Source organism: Cytobacillus sp. OWB-43 (genome assembly GCF_034651445.1).
GTDB classification, from domain to species: domain Bacteria; phylum Bacillota; class Bacilli; order Bacillales; family Cytobacillaceae; genus Cytobacillus; species Cytobacillus kochii.
Window position 1 is genome coordinate 257,548 of record NZ_JAYEFF010000001.1, and the last position, 21,061, is coordinate 278,608.

Annotated in this window: 19 protein-coding genes, 1 pseudogene and 1 riboswitch; of the genes and pseudogenes, 12 read left to right on the plus strand and 8 right to left on the minus strand. The window is 36.7% G+C overall.

Features of this window, described 5'->3' with window-relative positions:
• Positions 1-4: 4 nt before the first annotated feature.
• Together U9M49_RS01365 and U9M49_RS01370 are read right to left on the minus strand one after the other, a co-directional pair.
• Positions 5-253 carry a helix-turn-helix domain-containing protein gene (locus tag U9M49_RS01365; protein WP_306469957.1) on the minus strand — a complete coding sequence of 83 codons (249 nt, stop codon included), beginning with the start codon at positions 251-253 and terminating at the stop codon, positions 5-7.
• A gap of 228 nt (positions 254-481) precedes the next feature.
• On the minus strand, positions 482-1,912 hold the full coding sequence (locus U9M49_RS01370) for a carbon starvation protein A (protein WP_307314746.1): 1,431 nt from the start codon (positions 1,910-1,912) through the stop codon (positions 482-484).
• 229 nt (positions 1,913-2,141) lie between these two features.
• Here U9M49_RS01370 and U9M49_RS01375 point away from each other — a divergent pair, with 229 nt between their 5' ends.
• A complete protein-coding gene (locus U9M49_RS01375; RefSeq protein ID WP_095369753.1) occupies positions 2,142-2,909 on the plus strand; it encodes a protein-glutamine gamma-glutamyltransferase in 768 nt (255 codons plus the stop codon).
• A 95-nt stretch (positions 2,910-3,004) separates the two neighbouring features.
• A complete protein-coding gene (locus tag U9M49_RS01380) occupies positions 3,005-4,447 on the plus strand; it encodes a UDP-N-acetylmuramoyl-L-alanyl-D-glutamate--2,6-diaminopimelate ligase (RefSeq protein WP_307314743.1) in 1,443 nt (480 codons plus the stop codon).
• A 3-nt stretch (positions 4,448-4,450) separates the two neighbouring features.
• Here U9M49_RS01380 and U9M49_RS01385 read toward each other — a convergent pair whose 3' ends face one another.
• Entirely contained in the window at positions 4,451-5,245 is a 795-nt protein-coding gene (locus tag U9M49_RS01385; RefSeq protein ID WP_095369750.1) for a glycerophosphodiester phosphodiesterase, read from the minus strand.
• 56 nt (positions 5,246-5,301) lie between these two features.
• Positions 5,302-5,601, minus strand: a complete 300-nt coding sequence (locus U9M49_RS01390) for a hypothetical protein (RefSeq protein ID WP_095369749.1) — start codon at positions 5,599-5,601, stop codon at positions 5,302-5,304.
• Between the two features lie 179 nt (positions 5,602-5,780).
• Here U9M49_RS01390 and U9M49_RS01395 point away from each other — a divergent pair, with 179 nt between their 5' ends.
• A complete protein-coding gene (locus tag U9M49_RS01395) occupies positions 5,781-6,305 on the plus strand; it encodes a hypothetical protein (RefSeq protein WP_322909186.1) in 525 nt (174 codons plus the stop codon).
• Positions 6,306-6,319: 14 nt separating this feature from the next.
• On the plus strand, positions 6,320-7,840 hold the full coding sequence (locus U9M49_RS01400) for a flotillin family protein (protein WP_095369747.1): 1,521 nt from the start codon (positions 6,320-6,322) through the stop codon (positions 7,838-7,840).
• A 53-nt stretch (positions 7,841-7,893) separates the two neighbouring features.
• On the opposite strand, the gene U9M49_RS01405 is transcribed toward U9M49_RS01400, so the two are convergent.
• The 3 genes from U9M49_RS01405 to U9M49_RS01415 are packed head-to-tail and all read right to left on the minus strand — an operon-like array spanning position 7,894 to position 10,889.
• Entirely contained in the window at positions 7,894-8,781 is an 888-nt protein-coding gene (locus U9M49_RS01405) for a glycine betaine ABC transporter substrate-binding protein (RefSeq protein ID WP_095369746.1), read from the minus strand.
• A 12-nt stretch (positions 8,782-8,793) separates the two neighbouring features.
• Positions 8,794-9,633, minus strand: coding sequence for an ABC transporter permease (locus tag U9M49_RS01410; protein WP_095369745.1), 840 nt, complete (start codon positions 9,631-9,633; stop codon positions 8,794-8,796).
• Between the two features lie 2 nt (positions 9,634-9,635).
• A complete protein-coding gene (locus U9M49_RS01415; RefSeq protein WP_095369744.1) occupies positions 9,636-10,889 on the minus strand; it encodes a quaternary amine ABC transporter ATP-binding protein in 1,254 nt (417 codons plus the stop codon).
• A 504-nt stretch (positions 10,890-11,393) separates the two neighbouring features.
• Here U9M49_RS01415 and U9M49_RS01420 point away from each other — a divergent pair.
• The 5 genes and pseudogenes from U9M49_RS01420 to U9M49_RS01440 all read left to right on the plus strand — a co-directional run.
• Positions 11,394-11,930, plus strand: a complete 537-nt coding sequence (locus U9M49_RS01420; protein ID WP_095369743.1) for a GbsR/MarR family transcriptional regulator — start codon at positions 11,394-11,396, stop codon at positions 11,928-11,930.
• A 754-nt stretch (positions 11,931-12,684) separates the two neighbouring features.
• On the plus strand, positions 12,685-13,038 hold the full coding sequence (locus tag U9M49_RS01425) for a hypothetical protein (protein ID WP_322909187.1): 354 nt from the start codon (positions 12,685-12,687) through the stop codon (positions 13,036-13,038).
• Positions 13,039-13,194: 156 nt separating this feature from the next.
• Positions 13,195-13,323: a hypothetical protein gene (locus U9M49_RS01430; protein WP_322909188.1), complete on the plus strand. Its 129-nt coding sequence runs from the start codon at positions 13,195-13,197 to the stop codon at positions 13,321-13,323.
• A 155-nt stretch (positions 13,324-13,478) separates the two neighbouring features.
• Positions 13,479-13,583 carry a YjcZ family sporulation protein gene (locus U9M49_RS01435; protein WP_095369741.1) on the plus strand — a complete coding sequence of 35 codons (105 nt, stop codon included), beginning with the start codon at positions 13,479-13,481 and terminating at the stop codon, positions 13,581-13,583.
• Positions 13,584-13,699: 116 nt separating this feature from the next.
• Positions 13,700-13,780 (plus strand): annotated as a pseudogene (locus tag U9M49_RS01440) (YjcZ family sporulation protein); the annotation flags it as partial.
• A gap of 67 nt (positions 13,781-13,847) precedes the next feature.
• On the opposite strand, the gene U9M49_RS01445 reads toward U9M49_RS01440, so the two are convergent.
• Complete coding sequence (locus U9M49_RS01445) at positions 13,848-18,170, minus strand: S8 family peptidase (RefSeq protein WP_095369739.1); 4,323 nt, start codon at positions 18,168-18,170, stop codon at positions 13,848-13,850.
• 702 nt (positions 18,171-18,872) lie between these two features.
• Between U9M49_RS01445 and U9M49_RS01450 the strand changes: the two genes are divergently transcribed.
• From U9M49_RS01450 to U9M49_RS01460, 3 genes are all read left to right on the plus strand, one after another.
• On the plus strand, positions 18,873-19,397 hold the full coding sequence (locus tag U9M49_RS01450) for a sigma-70 family RNA polymerase sigma factor (RefSeq protein WP_322909189.1): 525 nt from the start codon (positions 18,873-18,875) through the stop codon (positions 19,395-19,397).
• A 199-nt stretch (positions 19,398-19,596) separates the two neighbouring features.
• Positions 19,597-19,709, minus strand: a riboswitch (TPP riboswitch).
• A gap of 181 nt (positions 19,710-19,890) precedes the next feature.
• Positions 19,891-20,532, plus strand: coding sequence for a cell wall hydrolase (locus U9M49_RS01455; RefSeq protein WP_180316982.1), 642 nt, complete (start codon positions 19,891-19,893; stop codon positions 20,530-20,532).
• A gap of 202 nt (positions 20,533-20,734) precedes the next feature.
• Positions 20,735-20,929, plus strand: a complete 195-nt coding sequence (locus U9M49_RS01460) for a twin-arginine translocase TatA/TatE family subunit (RefSeq protein WP_095369736.1) — start codon at positions 20,735-20,737, stop codon at positions 20,927-20,929.
• The last annotated feature ends 132 nt before the right edge of the window (positions 20,930-21,061 follow it).

Consider the following 21,061-nt stretch of genomic DNA (forward strand, 5'->3'; position numbering starts at 1 on the left):
TGGCTTACATAAAAGGTGGAACGCCCTTACTAAATTCAGTTATTAATGTAGAAATTGATTGTAATTGTTGATCATCTAAGTCAAATGCTACCTTGACTTTATTTTCTAAATCCGATGTGACTCGTCTTTTTCCCACTTCAACAAGTGCGATGAGCGAGAAGCTGCAGCTCACAATTCGAGCGAAGTCTCGTTGTGTCATATTATAACTTTTTCTAATAAATTTAATCATATCTTTATTCATATTTTTACTCAAATCCATCACCTACTATAATTGCAAATTTAAAATCACGCTCTCTATAAAATTAGCACTTTTTTACGTTGTTTGTCAAAGTATATTGTTGACAAATAACATTTTACCTGTTAGTGAATGAGTTGTTTTCTCATTGTAAGTATATAGTAGACTACAGTTATCTTCATTTTAATTGATTGCCCATAATAATAAAAAGAGACTGGGATTCACACTTTCCCAGTCTGCTTCAGATTAGACAATTTCTATGTTAGTTGTCTTATGACTTCGTGTGTCAATTATTTTCTTGATGTAAATGATTAACACGATGATCGATAAGACTGTCCCAATTGTTAAAGATATTGGATAAGATAATTGCAATCCTTCAGGTGCGTAAAATATATAAGTAGCAGATACTCCTGTCATGAACATAGCTGGAATTCCTGTTATGAGGTGCTGCTTATTAGATTTTAGTAGGAAACTTGTTGCTGTCCAAAGCATAATCGTGGCAGATAATTGGTTGGTCCAACCAACATATCTCCATAAGAAGGAATAATCAATCGTTGCTAAAAGAAATGTTGGAACACCAACTAATAATGTGACAAGTAGTATCTGTCCATTCCCTTTAAAGTTCAAGTACTTCGAAATAGTTTCAGAAAGCATCATTCTCGATGAACGTAACGCTGTATCTCCTGTTGTAATAGGTAGAATAATAACACCCAGTATCGCTAAAATGCCCCCTAGTGTACCTAAAAGTGAAATGGAAATTTCATTCACCACGCCTGCTGGCCCGCCGGTCGCTAAAGCTTCCTGTAAGCCACCTGTTCCTCCGAAGAATGTCATTCCTGCTGCTGCCCAAATAAGGGCGATGATTCCTTCACCAATCATTGCTCCGTAAAATACTTTTCTTCCATCAGACTCTTTTTTTAAAGTTTTTGATACAATTGGACTTTGTGTTGCGTGGAAACCAGATATAGCGCCACATGAAATGGTAACCATTAATAATGGCCAAATTGGCAATTCTTCAGGGTGTAAATTGCTAAAAGTTAAATTTGGAATAGGTTGACCATTAAATAGTAAAGCGATACCAATGGACACAGCCATAAAGATTAATATCGCACCGAATATCGGATAAATTCTACCAATAATTTGGTTAATCGGGAGAACCGCTGCAATAACGAAATAAGCAAATACAATCATTAACGATACAGTAAAACTAAGTGGGGTAATAGAAGAAATCAATTGGGCTGGGCTTGCTGTAAAAGCAGCTGCTACCAAAATCATTAATATAATGGATAATATATTAATAAAAACTTTCATTCCATTCCCTAGATATCTACCAACGAGATTAGGGAATTGTTCTCCCTTATGTTTAAGTGAAAGCATTCCTGAAAAATAATCATGAACAGCTCCAGCGAAAATACAGCCAATAACAATCCATATAAACGCGACAGGTCCGTATAATGCACCCATTAATGCGCCAAATATCGGACCGGTGCCAGCAATGTTTAATAGTTGAATAAGATTTCCTTTCCACCAGCTCATTGGGACAAAGTCCATGCCGTCTGCTTCTGTATACGCTGGGGTTTTTCTACTATCATCGATACTAAAAACTTTCTCTACGAATTTCGAATAAAACATGTATCCAAGAATAAGTAATACAATTGCTACAAGGAATGTTGCCATATTTAAGTGCCTCCTGCTGATGTGATATATTTCTGAAACTTTGGAATATATGATGTATTGTAAGTGCTTTTTTGCTGTAAAGCAATACTTTTTCAGAAAAATGTTATTTTTATATAATTTTCTAATAGATGAACTTATTATTGGCTATTATGAACCTCTGAACGGGGCAGAACATAATTTGGTATTATATGTTGTCAGAAGAAAATTAAATAAAGGGAGGTAAGTGTTTATGACCATTATTATTCAGTCACAGGAGAAGCCCCCTATTCATTCATTTAGTCCTATACAACAAGATATTTATAGAGCACTCGATTCTTCACCACAGCAATTTTTTTATGATTCTGCTTTTGTTTTTGAATTTGAGCTACTCTTAAGAGAAAAACTAATTCAAGCCGCTTACCAGTTACATGAAAGTAAAGCAGAATTCGCTCCATTTGATGTATCAAGATTTAACCCTCAGATTTGGACAAAAACGAAGTACGGTTATGTATTAAAACCATATATATTACCCTCGGATGCGATAAGGGATGTGTTTCATAATAGCCACTTATATGCATTTGAATGTTCTACAGCAATTGTATTGTTATTTTATAAATCAGTATTGGATTCGATTTCGATTAGTCGATTTAACACTTTATTCCAAGGTCTTTTAGTTTGGGATTGGAATTATGATCAAGACTTAGGTATAGATACACGGATAGGAAGAGATTTCATTCCAGGAGATGTTGTTTACTTTTATAATCCCGATTTCGAGCATCCAATATGGACGGGAGAAAATGCAGTCTATTTAGGTAATGACCGATACTTTGGACACGGAGTAGGATTGGAAAGTGAAAGAGGGATGATAGAAGCATTGAATACGCTAAGAAAGCCAGGAGCGACACAGGATGCGTATCTTATTTCACAACATAGTCGCTTAAGTTACAAATACCTTTCACAATTTGCACGTAGAGTACCACATCAGAATTACGATTCTTCTATTTTCCAATTACTTTAATAGTAATACTTAATATGTCTCATAAAGGCATATTTTTTTTGTTCGTGGGCATACAAAAAATAGTAACTTTATTGGTGCCTTAAGGAGTTTTTTATATGAAATTAATTGATGTATTTAACTTATTACAAACGGACTTAAAAGATAGTGGTCATGAAGTAGTGAAAGGTTTAACTACAGATTCAAGGAAAGTAAAACGAGGATATTTATTTATTGCCATTTCCGGTTTTGAAAAGGATGGGCATAAATATATAGAAGAAGCAATTAAAAATGGAGCGATTGCTGTGATAGGGGAAAAGCGATTATCGCTCACTGTTCCGTATATTGCAGTTCAAGATTCTAGGAAAACATTAGGCATTTTAGCAAGCATATTTTATGCCCACCCCAGCAAAAAACATCGCTTAATTGGGATAACGGGCACAAATGGTAAAACAACTACAGCCTATCTCATCCACCATCTCATCAAAGAAGCAGGGTATTCTTGTGGAATGATAGGCACGATAGAAAATAATATTAATAACCAAACAAGAAAAGCTAAAAATACAACTCCAGACGCTTTAGAACTACAATCTTTATTAGCTGAAAGTATGGATGATTTTATCATACTAGAAATTTCATCCCATGCACTCCATCAACATCGTACAGAAGGATTACTGCTTGATATAGCTATTTTTACAAATTTAACTCATGATCATATGGACTATCATCATACGATTGAAGAGTATTACAGCGAGAAAAAGAAAATCTTTTCTTTATTAAAAGATGAAGGCGTTGGATTAGTCAACATTGAGGATACATGGGGGGCGAAAATAGCACTTGAGCAGGAACATAATAAAATAAAAACAATTGGTAAAGCTGGCGATTATGATCTGCAGCTCACGTTTAAAGATGCAAAATATCAGTTAAAAATATCAAGTGTTAAAAAAGATACTATTGTAGCAGATTCACCATTACCGGGGAAACATAATCTTTATAATACAGCTATCGCTATTGCTGCTTGTTTAGAATCGGGCATATCAAAAGAGGTAATATCGCAAGGATTAATGAATTTTAGAGGAGTACCTGGCAGATGGGAGAAATATTACAATAAGAAAGGGGCCGTATTTATTATTGATTATGCTCATACAGAAGATGCTCTCATCTACCTTCTCCAAACAGCTAAGGAAAATAGAGCGAAAAAAATATATATGGTTTTTGGATTTCGAGGAAAAAGGGATAAAAGCAAGCGAATTAAAATGGTTAAGGTGGCATCTACTTATTGTCGGCAGTTTATCCTTACATTAGATGATATAAATGGGGAGAGTAAAACGGTTGTAGAAGAAGAATTATATAACTTAACAAAACCATTTACAAATGGGGAAGTCATAATGGATCGCACTATGGCTATAAAGAAAATGTGGGAAATAGGAGGAAGTGGTGATTGGATATTTGTTATTGGGAAGGGGCATGAGAATTACCAAGATATTTTTCACCTTCAAACGAAAAATGACATTGAAACCATCCAATATTTAATAGAATGGGAAAAAGGTGAAGATCGTTAATATTTACTCCTCACTTTTAGCTAATAACTGTAAATGATCAGTGACAATTGCGTCTATATCCCAACACCTTACACTAGCTAATTGTTTTTTAGTATTAATTGTCCAGATAATTGTTCGTAATTGAGCTTGTTTTATTGCGGACATCACTTTTTTGTTAACCATTGTCCACTTCAAACTCACATAATCGAATTCCTGTGCTATTCTTTTTATGTCTTTAGTTTGAAGGGGGTAATTGACTAATAAGGCCAATTTCACCGAGGGCATGAGCGTTTTTATCTTCCTTAGTGAGTCGAGGTTGAAAGACTGAATTATGATTGAATCAGTAGAATATTGCATAAGTAAAGAATGTAGTAAGCTTTCAATGCCTGGGTTTTTTTCAGGCTTTTTTAATTCAATTAAAACACCTATCTGATTGTAATATTTATTCAATACATCTTTGAGTAATGGAATTTTTTCACCTTGGAATGTTGGAGAGAACCAACTTCCGGCATCAAATTGGCATAACTCTTCATATGTATAATCAGATACTTTACCTGTCCCATTTGTAGTTCGATCAATTGTTGCATCATGTATGACAACGATTTGTCGGTCTTTAGTTAACTGGATATCTAATTCAATCATGTCAGCACCTAATTGAAGCGCACGCTCAAAAGCAATCATGGTATTCTCTGGACATGTTCCGGCAGCACCTCTATGAGCAATTTTTTGAAAGCTGGGATGAAAGAACTTGTTTTGTTTCTTAAACATTAATGCCAATTTAGCATTAATCGTATGATAAGCTCTTCTCACTTGTCTCATTCTGATGCCCCTTTCTCATGATTTTTGCTTATCGTAAATGACGATGACACCTGTTGTCAATCCCAGTCCTCATATTTAATTTTACCACCAGTCAATGCGATTGTTTGATGTTCCCCTTGATATATTAGCTTACCATCCTTCTTTACTACTAATTTTTCATAGGTAAACACTTTTTGTCCTGAAGGTAGTTGAACAACAATTTTCTCGCCATAATCAGTCTTAGGTGCTTCAATAACAATGATACTTCTACTATAAAAGTAAAGGGATGTAATAGCAGTAATCATAAGTGTTATGAGAAGAATCAGTAATTTATCTAAATTAAAATGTTGCTTTCTATTCCTTTCTTGACGTGTCAAACAGTTCCCTCCTATTCTATATTCAACATATTCAGATGGAAGAAAATCATGACAAATAATGAAATATTTGAAACCTATCGCCCGCTCATTCGTATGTATGTTACAACCTATTTTTATACGAGGGGGAGTGTGAATTTGTGTGAAAGAAAGGAAAAGTATAGAAAACAAGGATGATGATGATGGAAGTTTTTAACCTATCCGTTGAAACACTGTATTTGTATGCGTTGATTATCTCAGGTGTACTAATTATTCTTTTATTCTTTTTTGGGGATGTATTAGGTGGAATAGAGGAAGCTAGTCCTTTTCTTAATCCAATATTAATACTTGCCTTTATCGTCTTTTTATCAGCAAGTGGTTATTTATTTGAAGTATTAACTTCGTTGAATAGTATTCTCATTGCATTAATCTCTGTAATTATTGCCTTTATTTTTTCCGTACTATTAAATGTGTTTATACTTGTTCCAATGTCATCTGCTGAAGAATCGCTTGTCTATTCAGAAGACTCGTTAAGGGGACGGGTAGGAGTTATTATCATTCCAATCCCAGAAAAGGGCTATGGTGAAGTATTGATTGAGAGCTATTCAGGTAGAATTTCTAAAACAGCTGAAAGCCTTAATGGGCAGGCAATCGCTAATGGCGAAAAAGTATTAGTCATTGAGGTAAAAGAAAGTCGAGTCATTGTTACGACACATGAACAGATATAAAGGAGGAGAAACTTATGCTTTTAATATGGATTGTTATTGGAATTGTAGCGGTTTTAATTGTTGCGCTATTAGGAATTTTTGTTACGAAATATCGTACTGCTGGACCAGATGAAGCTTTAATTGTGACAGGTAGTTATTTGGGCAGTAAGAATGTACATGTTGATGAAGCAGGTAATCGTATTAAAATTATTCGGGGTGGAGGAGCGTTTGTATTACCTGTTTTCCAGCAAGCAGAGCCTCTTAGCTTATTATCAAGCAAATTAGAAGTCTCAACTCCAGAAGTATATACCGAACAAGGTGTACCTGTTATGGCAGATGGAACGGCTATTATTAAGATTGGTGGCTCGATTGGTGAAATTGCGACTGCGGCAGAACAATTCTTAGGTAAAACGAAAGAAGATCGTGAAAATGAAGCGAAAGAAGTATTAGAAGGTCATTTACGCTCAATACTTGGTTCAATGACAGTTGAAGAAATTTACAAAAACCGTGATAAATTTTCACAAGAAGTTCAGCGTGTCGCTTCACAAGACTTAGCGAAAATGGGTTTAATTATCGTTTCATTTACTATCAAAGATGTAAGAGATAAAAATGGCTATCTGGATTCATTAGGTAAACCGAGGATTGCACAGGTGAGAAGAGATGCAGACATTGCTACGGCAGAAGCAGAAAAAGAAACGCGAATAAAGCGAGCAGAAGCCGATAAAGATGCACAAAAAGCAGAATTAGAAAGAGCGACGGAAATCGCTGAGGCAGAAAAAGAGAATCAAATGAAAATGGCGGATTATCGTCGTGATCAAGATATCGCTAAGGCACGTGCTGACCAAGCCTATGATTTAGAAACAGCGAGAGCTAAACAAGAAGTAACAGAGCAAGAAATGCAAATAAAAATTATTGAAAGACAGAAATCGATTGAATTAGAAGAAAAGGAAATACTACGAAGAGAAAGACAGTATGATTCCGAAGTCAAGAAAAAGGCAGACGCAGATCGTTATTCAGTGGAACAGTCAGCAGAAGCTGAAAAACGGAAACAAATTGCCCAAGCAGATGCGCATCAATATCGAATAGAATCAGAGGCGCGTGCAGAAGCAGAAAGGGTACGTGCAGATGGGTTAGCCAAAGCAGAAGCACAAAAGGCACAAGGTGAGTCAGAAGCAGAAATTATACGCTTGAAAGGTTTAGCAGAAGCAGAAGCAAAAAGGAAAATCGCTGAGGCATTTGAGCAGTACGGGCATGCGGCGATTATGGATATGGTTATTCAAATGTTACCAGCATACGCGAAAGAAGTGGCAAGTCCTCTTTCTAATATTGATAAAATTACAGTTGTAGATACTGGTAGTGGAGCAAAAGGTGGAGCGAATAAAGTGACAGGCTATGCCACTGACTTAATGACAACAATGCAAGAATCTGTGAAGGCATCGTCAGGCTTGGATATTAAGGAATTAATCGAAAATTTCTCAGGCAAATCTAATATTAAACAAAGCATTGAGCAATTAGGTATGGATATTAAAACGGAAAATCATAAAAAAGAAGCGTAATAGTGGGTAAAAAAACAGCAGTGAGCCTTAACTCACTGCTGTTTTGCATTCATTTATTCAGCTGTTTTTAAATCTTCAATAGAATCAATATCCATATATTCAGGTACAACTATTCCTAATTTCGTTCCTTCTAAGTTAGAACCTAGATCTTCAAATTTACCTTCAAATTTCTCATAATAATCAGCATGAGTTAAAGGTAACCATCCAGCAACATGGGCATCAAGACTACCTTCAGCAACACCAGTCCACATTGGACCCGCCTCAACTTGACTAATATTCACATCGTAACCTAAATCAGTCAAAACTTTACTGATAACATTCGTACTTGCGATTTCAGTATCCCAAGCAACATAGCCTAAGCTAAGTTTTTCACCATCAACTGAATCAACACCATCAGTCCATTCAGATACGAGGTCTTGGTTATTCTCAACCCATTCAGCCGCTGCTTCTGCAGGATCTTGTCCTTCCGAAATCTTCACCATCACATCATTCATGTGTTCTTCAGTCCAATTGAAAGCATCTAATACTTGATAAGCGCTTGGTTTGTCTTCAGCTAGACCATTTCTAACGATTGTATTGATATTTTCCTCTTCTCCAAAAGTACCTTTAGGGTCTTCTAAATATTTTAGATCAAATTGTGAGAACATCCAATGTGGACTCCAGCCTGTAATAATAATAGGTTCTTCAGCATTATAAGCCTTTTTCAATGAAGCTGTCATTGCCGCACTAGAGCCTTCAACTAAAGTCCAATCACTTAATTCATATTCTTCAAGTGTTGAATTTGCCGCCTTCATAATGCCTGCACCAGGATCGATACCGATAATTTCGTGATCAACCTGATCTCCTACAGTTGCATTTTCGTCGGTTTCATTTGATCCACATGCTGCTAAGCCTAATGCGACAGCTGGAACCATTAAGTAAGATAGCCATTTTTTCTTCATGTTAAAGTCCTCCTAGTTTTTTTTCTTTCCTATATTTTGAGTAAGCCTGTCAAGGATAATAGCCATAACGACAATCGCAAGACCTGCTTCAAAACCTGTACCAATTTGAATCTGTGTTACTGCACGATAAACATCCGCACCTAAACCTGGCGCACCAACCATTGATGCGATAACAACCATTGATAAAGAAAGCATAATACTTTGGTTTATACCCGCCATAATCGTAGGTGTTGCTAACGGTAGTTGTACCTTTAGTAATCGTTGTTTTACAGTTGATCCAAAAGCTTCAGTTGCTTCAATAATATCGGTAGGGACTTGTTGAATCCCAAGAATGGTTAAACGGATAGTTGGTGGTACGGCAAAAATAACAGAGGCAACTACACCTGGTACAACCCCAATACTAAAGAAGAATATAGCTGGAATTAAATAAACGAATGCCGGCATAGTCTGCATAAAGTCAAGAATGGGTGTAACAATTTGTTGCACAGTTCTTTTTTGTGAAGCCCAAACACCTATTGGTAGTCCAATAATGACGGTAATAATAACCGATGTTAAGACAAGGGATAGGGTTTGTAACATACCTTCCCAATAGCCGAGATTTTGTATTAATAACAGTCCAATCAATGTGAAAAGAGCAATGCCCTTGCTAGCCAATTTCCACGCGAGGATTGCTAAAATAATGATTAAAATCAATGCTGGGATAGCCATTAACACTGTATTCATACCATTTACAATCGCTTCAAGTGCAATTGTAATACCGTCAAATACAATCGCAAAAGTAACAGTCAGCCAATCTACAAAGGCATCTATCCAGCTAGCGACGGGAATTTTAGGAATAAAGCTTTCTTCCATGATTAGTACACCTCCTTAATAGATTGATCTTGAGTTGTACTCGTATCATGTTCAAAATCATTAATGGCATCGTTATTGCCTGCGAGTGCAGCAATTACCGCACCACGAACGAGAATACCGTTCAAGCGGCCATTTTCGTTTACCACAGCTACAGGAATGGAGGCAGTAGAAACAATATCAAAGAGATCTGTAAGTACGGTATCTTCCGTTACTGTTTGATAACTTGTATCTAATATCTCTTCGATGGTTTTTCCTGAATCAACTGCTTCTTTTGCTGCTGTTGCATGGACAATACCGCGAATATTTTTCTTTTTATCAACAGCATAAATACTTGAAATACCTAGTTTCTTCATTAGTTGTAGGGCTACTCTTGGCCCTTTATCTACCTGTACGGTTTCCGCTCTCTTCATTACATGTTGAGCTGTAAGTACTTTCGATAAATCCACATCTTCAACGAATCTTTCAACATATTGATTAGATGGGTTCATCAGAATCTCTTCAGGTGTACCAATTTGTACAATGGCACCATCTTTCATCAACGCAATTCTATCCCCGATTCTTAGCGCTTCATCTAAGTCATGTGTAATGAAGACAATCGTTTTTGCCATCGAGCTTTGTAAATCAAGGAGTTCATCTTGCATATCTTTTCGAATTAACGGGTCAAGAGCGCTAAAAGCTTCATCCATTAATAAAATATCCGTATCATTTGCTAAAGCTCTTGCTAACCCAACACGCTGTTGCATACCACCACTTAGTTGATCAGGATATTGATTCTCATAACCTTCAAGTCCAACAAGTTTTAATGCATCAAGTGCTTTTTGTTTACGGTTATCCTTGGCCATTCCTTGAATTTCTAAGCCATATTCTGTATTTTCTAGAATGGTACGATGGGGGAGTAGGGCAAACTTTTGAAAAACCATGCTTATTTTCTTTCTTCGAGTTTCTCTTAGTTCGTCCTTGGACATTTTTGTAATGTTCTTTCCATCAATAAAAATGTCTCCAGTTGTTGGTTCGATGAGTCGGTTGAGGGTTCTTACTAATGTAGATTTACCACTACCAGAAAGTCCCATTATGACGAAGATTTCACTATCATAAACATCAAAATTGGCTTGGTTAACACCAATGGTTGCACCGGTCTGTTTAAGAATTTCATTTTTACTTTGACCCTCATTTAACAGTTGAGTGGCCTTTTTAGTGTTTTTGCCAAATATTTTTGATACTTGACTCACGCTAATTTTTTTTGCTCTCTCATCCATTGTTTCACCTCGTTTAACTTGTATATGTTTGTTTTTACAGGATTTGGATCATATTCGAATGAAAAAATGGTTTTTTCTTATTAGGTACTTTTTGTATTTACCTACTTTGTGAAATATATGGAATCAAACCGTTATATTATTAATTATTTTGTAACAAAAACTACAAAATGAGACAATTTCCATCATTCTTAATTATGAATCCTCGTTCTATTTTCCTGTGAATTACGACCTCCTTAATTGTAGGAGTTTAAAGAAATAAGAGCAAAGTTCATATATGAGCATATTCTATAATATAGTTTGTACAGTAAAAACTGTACGAACTGTATACAGTGAATTCTTATAAATGCTCTTGAATGCTCGATATTCCAATTGATGTGCTTTCTTTACATAGGAGGAAAAAATGATAAGCTAAAATTATAAATTTCTCGACATGACAAGTTTTAGTTAACTATAATGAACAATAATAAATATCAATGAAATAAAAATGGGTGTGATGATGAAACAATGTATGAAGAAAGGTTAGACAAAGCCAGAGAAAGAGTAATTGAAACCATTTCTCAAAATATGAATCTTTACGGGATAACACCATCTGTAGGTAGGTTATATGGTTTATTATATTTTCAAGCAAAACCAATGACGTTAGATGAAATGAAAGAAGAATTAGGTATGAGTAAAACCAGTATGAGTACCTCTGTAAGAAATTTATTAGAATTAAAAATGGTGGAAAAAGTATGGAGAAAAGGGTCAAGAAAAGATCAGTATCAAGCTGAAGAAGATTGGCATCAAACTTTTGTTGATCTTTTTACAACGAAGTGGAGACCGAGTATTTCCATGAATATTTCCGCAATCGAGAAATCATTAAAGGAAATCAATTTATTAATAGAAGAGGAAAATGCCCCAGAAGAGGTTTTAGCAGCAGCTCGTGAAGATGTAACAAAATTACATGAGGCCCTAAATTATTATGATTGGCTAGGGCGATTAGTGAATAGTTTTGAAACAGGTGAAATTTATCAACTTGTGCCAAAGGAAAGAAATTCTTAAATAACGTTTTCTATAATTACTACCCCATCAATATATGTTGTTGTTACGTAACAACAATATAACTAAAAAAGAAACAAAGCTCCTTTTTCTTCAAATGAATTTTTGAAAAAGGAGTTTGTCTACACTCTGAAAGCCACAGCTCTTGTTTCTGTGGCTTTTTATGTTGGTTCACTTAAAATGTGGTCTCAGTCACTGAGATAGAGGGGGTGGGCAAAAAAGGAGCGTCTCAATAGGGAGAATCACGGTTCTCAGGAGAAAAGGAAGATAGCTTCATAGGTGCATACATAACTTATATATTGTTAGCTTAATATTAAACATGCGCTGCATTCAGAGGGTATGGAAAAATTAGGAAACGTCGAGCGGAATGGACATGCGCTATTCAGAAGAAAATCGGTGAATGAGTGCTTCGCAAAAGGGGTTAGCAAGTCCCTCAGAAGGAAACCGAAGAGTGAGTGCTTCGTAAAAGGGATTAGCAGGTCACTCAGAAGGAAAACGAAGAGTGAGTGCTTTGCAAAAGGGATTAGTAGTTCACTCAGCAGGAAATCGAAGAGTGAGTGCTCTGCAAAAGGGATTAGCAAGTCCTTCAAAAGGAAACCGAAGAGTGAGTGCTTCGTAAAAGGGATTAGCAGGTCACTCAGAAGGAAATTGATAAATGAGCGCTTCGCAAAAGGGGTTAGCAAGTCCCTCAGAAGGAAACCGAAGAGTGAGTGCTTCGCAAAAGGGATTTGCAGGTCACTCAGAAGAAAATCGGTGAATGAGTGCTTCGCAAAAGGGGTTAGCAAGTCCCTCAGAAGGAAAACGAAGAGTGAGTGCTTCGCAAAAGGGGTTAGCAAGTCCCTCAGAAGGAAACCGAAGAGTGAGTGCCTCGCAAAAGGGGTTAGCAAGTCATTCAGAAGGAAACCGAAGAGTGAGTGCTTCGCAAAAGGGATTAGCAGGTCACTCAGAAGGAAACCGAAGAGTGAGTGCCTCGCAAAAGGGATTAGCAGGTCACTCAGAAGGAAACCGAGAAGTGAGTGCTTCGCAAAAGGGGTTAGCAAGTCATTCAGAAGGAAACCGAAGAGTGAGAGCTTCGCAAAAAGAATTAGCAGGTCACTCAGAAGAAAATTGATAAATGAGTGCCTCGCAAAAGGGATTAGCAGGTCACTCAGAAGAAAATCGGTGAATGAGTGCTTCGCAAAAGGGGTTAGCAAGTCCCTCAGAAGGAAACCGAAGAGTGAGTGCTTTGCAAAAGGGATTAGCAGTTCACTCAGAAGGAAATCGGTGAATGAGAGTTTCACAAAAGGGGTTAGCAAGTCATTCAGAAGGAAACCGAAGAGTGAGTGCTTCGCAAAATAGGTTTGCCCGGCATTCAGAACGTAAACCAGAAGAGAAAGTCGAGCAATTTATATATTAACCGGTAAGAGTTGGATGAAGGGGTTCGAGAGACAGAAAATACACTCCTCTTGGATAAGCCTATAGTTATTTGCCCTAAAAATGTGCATTTGACTATCGCACATATTAGGTTAGTTGAATAGGATATATAGAATCAAGATAAAGGAGGTTATTCAAATGTCAGAAGGATTTGGATACGGTGGAGGCTTTGCACTCCTAGTTGTTTTATTTATTTTGTTAGTGATTATTGGAGCTTCTTGGGGATACGGTGGCTGCTGCTAATCACCTAATGGTTTTGGGATAAAGGGTAAATATAAAAAATAGGAGGAGATCTTTTTATGTATGGTTACGGTGGAGGCTGCGGTTGTTATGGCGGTTACGGATACGGTGGCGGATGTGGCGGTTTCGGTGGCGGTTTTGCACTGATCGTTGTATTATTCATCCTTTTAATCATCGTTGGAGCTGCTTGTTTTAGATAATTGCTAAATAAAAAGAGGGGATGCCAATAAAGGCATCTCCCTCTTTTTATTTCATTTGGGCAAATAATTAATCTATTGGTGCATTAATATAAAGTTTTCCTTCAGCGATTTCAGTCGCTTTATTGCCAAAGCTATCTTTAACAGTGACTTCAATCTCTGCACCAGGAGCTACAACATTAGAGGTTGCAGTATAATAACCAACATAATGACCTGGAGATGTTTCCATAATTGGTAGGTCATTAACGTTTGTGGTTTGTGCACGTAAGTTTGTTAAAGGCATTTTTAATGCAAATGTTGCTTTTAAGCCTGGCTCACTGTCAAATTCAATTTTCACTGTTTGACCAGCGGCTAATTCTTTATCTTCTCCTGGTTGAAGGTTTTCAATATCAAGGCTTGAGTATTTGGCTTCAATTGTTACAGTTTCAGTCGAAGAGTTACCCGCTTCGTCAGTAGCAACAACTGTAATTTCGTTTGTACCTTCATCTAATAAAATACGTTTTGAGAATGTACCATCAGATACATTTGCATTTTGGCCATTTACTGTAACAGTATCTAAGTGGTCATCAGAAACCGTTCCTTCTACAGTCACCGCTTCTTTATTTGTTTTCGAACCATCTTCAGGACTAGTAATAGCAAGTGATGGAGCTTCTTGATCTAATGTAATTGTCACTGGCTCTGAAGGATCCGTTTCACCAACCTCGCTTACACCTGTAGCAGTTAAGACATTTTCACCTTCATTTAATTCAACATCTAAGCTGAATTCACCCTCTGCACTAGCAGTTGTTGTTCCAGCTTCTTCATCACCATTGTACACTTTAACATCCACATTTGGTTGTGTTGAACCTTCCACAGTTACTGTTTCTTCATTAGTATAACTTCCATCAGCTGGGGAAGTAATAGTTGGTGATGTTAATTCATAGTTTACTACCGCACGAATCATATAGTTTCCTTCAGCAGCAGGTGAAGCTGACCAAGCGCCACCAACTAATTGGAAGCTTCGTCCAGCGTTATCTCCATTCTCATCTGTTCCTAATCCAGGAGCATTAGGGTTAGGGTCTGTTTGAATATAAACCATGAAGAAATCACCATCTACTGTTACACCTTCAGTGGCAAGATCGACATGTGTCCATTCACCATTTCTTAATGCTGTTGCATCAATAGGTCCAGCTAGTTTTTCACCAGGGGTACCATTGTCTGTTGCATCATAAATCGCAACTTGGAAATCTGTTCCACCAGGTGTTGGAAAAGATGTATCCCAGAATCGGAATAAACCGCCAGTAACCATTGCAGATTCTTGACCCTCTTCAAGACTCATACGAACACCCCAGCCATTGCCAGCATCATAGAATGCACGTGCGTTTTCAGCTGTACCATCATCATAGCCAATTTCACCTTCAAAACCGATGAATGGTTTTAGTTCGATATTTACTTCCACGTTTTCTTCATCAAGTGTAACCGTCACATCTTTACTTGAATAAGAGTTAGCCATTACACGTAGAGTGTATTCACCTTCATAAGCCGTAATTGAATAGTTACCATTTTCATCTGTTGTAACTGGTGTTACTTTTGCATCCTCAACAAGCAGGATAGTTGCTCCAGTAATTGGTTCACCAGTTCTTTCATTTGTTACGGAACCGTTAATTGTTCCTTGCGGTAGTTCATCTAAGACGAAGTTTGCAACTGCTTCTCCATCTGCTTCAACATTTACGGTTTGCGTTTCTGAAGCAAATCCATATGTTTCTGCTAAAAGAGTAAATTCTCCAGCCGCGTGTACTAATTGGTAAGAACCATCAGCAGGGTTCGTATTTACAGATCTACCTGATTCAAGGACACTCACCTTTGCACCAAGTGGTAAAGACATAGGAGTTGCTTTTTTGTCAGATCCTTTTTCAACTGTAGCATTTTCAGTATTAGGTTGGATCTTATCAGCGTTTACTGGTTTCGCGTCTTTTTTTGCTTCAGTTTTCGCATCTTTCTTTTCTAATGTAACTTTTCCAGTTTTCGCAGTTTCAAGTGGTGTGTCTGTTAATGCAACATCATCAATGTACCAACCAGGTCTGGTTACAGAACCATCAGTTGTTAAGTTAAAGCCGATATAAATTCTTTGACCTGCATATTCACTTAAATCAACCTGGCCATCAACCCAATCATTTGAAAGATTAGTATATCTAGCAAGTTGAGTCCAATTTTCTTGGTCTGTTGAGACGAAAACATGGCCATAATCATAATTATTTTCAATGTTATACCATTGTTTAAATTGTAAAAAGCTATTTCCTTCTGGTAAATCGATCGGAGGCATAACAAGTGTCATGTTTGCATTACTTGCATATTGACTGTCTAAGCCAGTTGCAAATACTTTTTCTCCAGAGAAAGCACTTTCAGGCCCTGTAGTCGGTACACCCCACTCCCAGTTATTAGCGGCGCCAGAAGAAGTCCAGCCAGCTGGAGTTGATTCAAAGTCTGTTGAATAGCCAACTGTAATACCAGGCAATACAGATACCTCATACATGTCACTTTCAACTGTGTTTCCACCGAAGTCAGTCACAATGAATTTATAGGAGACAGAAGGTTCAGCAATGTCATCTCCTGGAATAACTGTACTATACGTGCCAGATTTGTAATCCCCACTGTCACGTGCAGCTGTAACTGTTTTTGTGCTTCCATCAGCAGCTGTATATTCAACGGTTACATTTGTTACACTTACATTGTCAGCAGCTGAAACTTCTAATGGTAAATCCATACCAGCATAAGTTTCTTCAATTGCTTCATGTTCTAATGTTGGCGCTTCTTCATCTTCGCCATCTTTAGCGACAGTACCCTTAATTGTCCCCAATCCATCTAAGATAGAGTTAACAGCATCGTAAGCGTTTACTAATCCATTACCGAAGCCATTGTTAGGTACTTCTGTATATGTTTCATTTGTTAAAGGTATCGCAGTAGAAGAAATAATTTCTTCCATATCTTCAACAGTTAAACTTGCATTCACTTGTCGAAGAAGAGCAGCAACAGCTGCAACATGCGGACCTGCCATGGAAGTTCCGTTCCAGCCACCTTCATATCCACTGCCAGGTACCGATGAGCGGATATTTACACCAGGAGCTGAAATATCTGGTTTAATAATTCCTCCATAAGGGGAAGGTCCTAATAATGAAAAGCTTCCTAGGTTATCATTGATGTCCGTTGCTCCAGTTGTGTACGCTTCTGGTAAGTTACCAGGATTCGCAACTGAACCAGGACCACCTGGATTAAATAAAGTTGTATTTCCTGCAGAGAATTCAGGGAAGATTTCAGCAGCACGCCATGCTTGAACTACTTCTCTATACCAATCATCGATTCCAGGACCGCCGCCCCATGAATTGTTAACCACATCTGGCGCCATTGCTGGGTTTGGATTACCTTCAGCATCTGTAGGAGCTAAAATCCACTCACCAGCTGCAATTAATTGAGCATCAGAACCGCTACCGCCAGCATCTAATGCTTTAGCAGCAATCCATTCTGCGCCGGGTGCAACACCAATTTGGTTGCCACCGTCTGGCTCAGAACCAACCATAGTACCCGTTACATGTGTACCGTGACCGTGGTCATCATAAGATTCTTCATTGCCACTCACAGCGTCGAAGAAATTGTACTCATGATCTGGTGATTCTGGATTAGCAGGATCATACCCACGATATTTCTCTTTTAATGCTGGGTGATTCCATTGAACACCTGTGTCAATGGAAGCGACAACTGTACCTGAACCGTCTATGCCCATTTCCCACACAGCAGGTGCTCCGATATGATCAATATTCCATTCAATATTATTGATCTTACCAGCTTCTTCCGCTTTTGCTTGCTCTTCTACCGTTGGTGTATGTAGCTTTCTTGTTTCATTTGGTAGAATTTTTTCCACTTCAGGGAAAGTGGCGATTTGTTCCATTACATCTTTAGTCGCTGTAACAGCAACCGCATTTACGATAAAGAAAGATTGAACTTCTTTGGCGTTTCCTTTCTTTTCTTGTTTTTCAAGGTAAGAAAGCACAGTATCTTGTGATTCAATTGCCACTGTTCTCATATCTGAAACAATAGCTGAGCGTTTCATATATTTTGCTTGAGCAGCAGACTGTTTTTGAGCAGCTGCAGCTTTTTCTGCTTTTTGTGCTGATTTTTGAGGATCAGCTTTTTCTTTGAATTTCACTAAAAATGTTACTTGTTCTTCTTTTTTAAATTCTTTCGTTAATGTTTTGCTTATTTTGTTTTCTGCTACTTCACTAGCTGACTTTGCTACAGAGGTATTTACACCTTTATTACTAGCAGAGCTGATGCTAGGAAACATCATTGGCACGATTAAGAAAGCAATCATAGCCATACTTAGTAGACGAAACCAACCATTTTTTCTTTTACGCTTCAAGTAATTCCCCTCCTAAAAATGTTTTCATTATATTTGAATAATCCTTGGTATTCACCTCCTCATATATGAAGGAGTGTTTACTTTTCAAAATAAAAGTAGCTCTCCTTATGATTAACACTCTAGCTAACGAAGGGCTTCAAAGTTGTCGGAAAATGTCGAATTTTTTTGTTCGTTTTTTAAAATGAGTTAATCGTAATAGCGAACAAATCAATAATTAGTACATTTGAAACCAAAGCTATGAGAATTTTTGCCGATTCTTTGCTTGTTTTCAAAAAAAAGGACAGATAATTGATCAAATTTTTAGAAAATTAAGTATTTAGTAGTTGTGTTGGAAAATCTTACAATTTTTTATAAGTCTTTTGATTGCGTTCATAAGTATAGGGTCGATAGTAAGAGGGGAGAGATTTGATGTTCATTTGGTGGGTAAAAAGAAATATTTTTTTGCATATACAATAGTAGAAATAATTGTTACAGGGTATGTTTCACTTAAAAGGAACTAAATAGATAAAGTATAGGAAAATTAGTACGGAGGTTATGGAAAGTTTTTTGTATTAGGTAAATAGTTTCGATTAAAACTGAAAGTAATCTTGTCTTATTTTCTAGAAAAAACTTGTCGCTTTTTTTAGAAAAGGAAAAGAAGGAAAATTCAAGTTTCTTTGGAATTGTAATATGTAGGAAAGATAAAGAAAGGATGAAAAGGGGTTGGGATCAGACGGCCAATCATTTATTGAAATCTATCGTATTTATCATCATCAAATCTTTAGGTTTATTTATTCAATGATTGAGCAACAAGAAACAGCGGAAGATCTAACGCAAGATACATTTATTAAAGCTTTTATGTCAAAAAATCAGATTGAGCACCCAGACAAAATTCATAGTTGGTTATTCAGTATTGCTAAAAATACGACGATTGATTTTATTAGAAAACAACAGAAGTTACAACATGAGTTATATTTAAATAAAGATTGGATAAAAAATCATTCTATTCCAGAAAATCAATTTATTCAGGATGAGGGAGTTCATGCGTTATATCAGGCAATAAACCACTTGAAAACGAATTACCGAAATGTATTAGTGTTAAGAAAAATAAAAGAATGTACCATTAAAGAAACTGCAGAAATTTTAGGTTGGAGAGAGGATAAGGTGAGAATTACCACAACGAGAGCTATTAAATCATTAAAGAAAATTTGGAAAAACACATATGGGGATCAATACCATCTATTATGATAGATGGCTTATTTTTTGTCATCAGTATTGTAAAAGTGTATATCTTATTCCTCTAGAGAAGACAAGATATGCGCTTTTAAATCACCTCGCTTTTTACTCCAATAATCGTTTGATTCTCTCCATTTCCTCCTTTTTATTTTCTTGAAGGAAATAAAAAACGCCCAAAGGATTCACTATGGGCGCATATCAAAAATATATGAATTGTTTTAAATATGTTCCCTACGCTGCTATGAGACAGATCAGGTTCAAAGGGTCATCATCTAAAACGGATGAAATCTCAACCAGCAATTACTTCCCCCCCTACATTTTGGTTTATTTGTGTTTTTATTCCACCATTATTGTAGTAGAAGTTTATTATAATGCTAGTCTAAATTAATCTGGGAGAAATATCCTAATTACCCATGGAAAACATTGCGTTTGAAGTAGTCTTTCTATCCATGTTAGTCTTAATTTTGTTATTTTGATTTAAATGTATATATGAATGGAGGAAAAAATGTTGAAACTGATTGCAGTTATCTTTGCAGCAAGTACATTGTTTTTAGTCCATTTCATCCAATCTGCTGATTTACGCGTTTATGCTGAGACATTAGATGTTTATGATATATATGAGGTTAAAGAGGACGAAACAATTACTTCCATTGCTGATCAATTAGAAGTGTCTGAGGAAGAATTAACAATAATGAATCATTTAGAAGATCGAACGGTTCAGAAAGGTGATAAGCTTATCGTTCCTAAAGTAGAGGAAAAGGTAAAGGAAGAAAAGAAGCCTGACATTTCGTTAACATCTGAGGAGCAGGATCTTTTAGCAAGACTTATCCATGCAGAAGCGAAAGGCGAACCGTTTGAAGGAAAGGTAGCTGTTGCAGAAGTTGTGATTAATCGAGTCCAGGACGAACGTTTTCCTGATACCATTCGCGATGTTATTTATGAAAATAAGCAATTTCAACCTGTTGACAATGGTTCGATTAATAAGCCTGCAGATAAAGAAGCAAAAAAAGCAGTAAAACAAGCAATGAAAAATCATGCATTGCCAGATGAAACGGTCTTTTTCCACAATCCAACAATCGTACCGCAATCTTGGTTGAATACGAGAGAAGTTGTTACAGAAATCGGTAATCACCGTTTTTCTATGTAAAGCAAACCCTTCTATCTTATTGAACGAAGATGAACTAATGATAAGGAGCCAAGGGTGACATCAGTCACATTAGGCTCTTTTTATCGTGTTAAAAAGGATTGTTAATAAGGAATTTACTTGCCTTTATTTGGTGTTCAATTATAATGGGAATTGAAATATAAATAATCACCTTACGTTATGTCTTACATAAAGGAGTGATACTATGTTATCAAATATTGGTATACCGGGTCTCATTCTTATACTTGTACTGGCCCTCATTATTTTTGGGCCGAAGAAGTTACCTGAAATTGGACGAGCAGTGGGAGAGACGTTGAAAGAGTTTAAAAACTCTGCTAAAGGTTTAGCTAATGATGATGAGGACTCTAATGAAAAGAAGAAAAACAATTTAGAGAAGTAATTTCAACTAAAAGTTGGCATATCTTATGTCAGCTTTTTTGTTTGTAATAAAACAATATTGGATGACAATAGGATTATATATTGTGAATAAAACGTGCAAACTCATTGGTTATCTTTTTAAAGAAAATGCCAT

Coding starts and splice junctions, on each gene's coding strand:
- U9M49_RS01415 (WP_095369744.1), bottom strand. CDS start 10,889: ATGGATGAGAGAGCAAAAAAAATTAGCGTGAGTCAAGTATCAAAAATA.
- U9M49_RS01380 (WP_307314743.1), top strand. CDS start 3,005: ATGAAATTAATTGATGTATTTAACTTATTACAAACGGACTTAAAAGAT.
- U9M49_RS01460 (WP_095369736.1), top strand. CDS start 20,735: ATGTTATCAAATATTGGTATACCGGGTCTCATTCTTATACTTGTACTG.
- U9M49_RS01455 (WP_180316982.1), top strand. CDS start 19,891: ATGTTGAAACTGATTGCAGTTATCTTTGCAGCAAGTACATTGTTTTTA.
- U9M49_RS01425 (WP_322909187.1), top strand. CDS start 12,685: ATGAGTGCTTCGCAAAAGGGGTTAGCAAGTCCCTCAGAAGGAAAACGA.
- U9M49_RS01370 (WP_307314746.1), bottom strand. CDS start 1,912: ATGGCAACATTCCTTGTAGCAATTGTATTACTTATTCTTGGATACATG.
- U9M49_RS01375 (WP_095369753.1), top strand. CDS start 2,142: ATGACCATTATTATTCAGTCACAGGAGAAGCCCCCTATTCATTCATTT.
- U9M49_RS01420 (WP_095369743.1), top strand. CDS start 11,394: ATGTATGAAGAAAGGTTAGACAAAGCCAGAGAAAGAGTAATTGAAACC.
- U9M49_RS01395 (WP_322909186.1), top strand. CDS start 5,781: ATGGAAGTTTTTAACCTATCCGTTGAAACACTGTATTTGTATGCGTTG.
- U9M49_RS01430 (WP_322909188.1), top strand. CDS start 13,195: ATGAGAGTTTCACAAAAGGGGTTAGCAAGTCATTCAGAAGGAAACCGA.
- U9M49_RS01410 (WP_095369745.1), bottom strand. CDS start 9,633: ATGGAAGAAAGCTTTATTCCTAAAATTCCCGTCGCTAGCTGGATAGAT.
- U9M49_RS01435 (WP_095369741.1), top strand. CDS start 13,479: ATGTCAGAAGGATTTGGATACGGTGGAGGCTTTGCACTCCTAGTTGTT.
- U9M49_RS01405 (WP_095369746.1), bottom strand. CDS start 8,781: ATGAAGAAAAAATGGCTATCTTACTTAATGGTTCCAGCTGTCGCATTA.
- U9M49_RS01385 (WP_095369750.1), bottom strand. CDS start 5,245: ATGAGACAAGTGAGAAGAGCTTATCATACGATTAATGCTAAATTGGCA.
- U9M49_RS01400 (WP_095369747.1), top strand. CDS start 6,320: ATGCTTTTAATATGGATTGTTATTGGAATTGTAGCGGTTTTAATTGTT.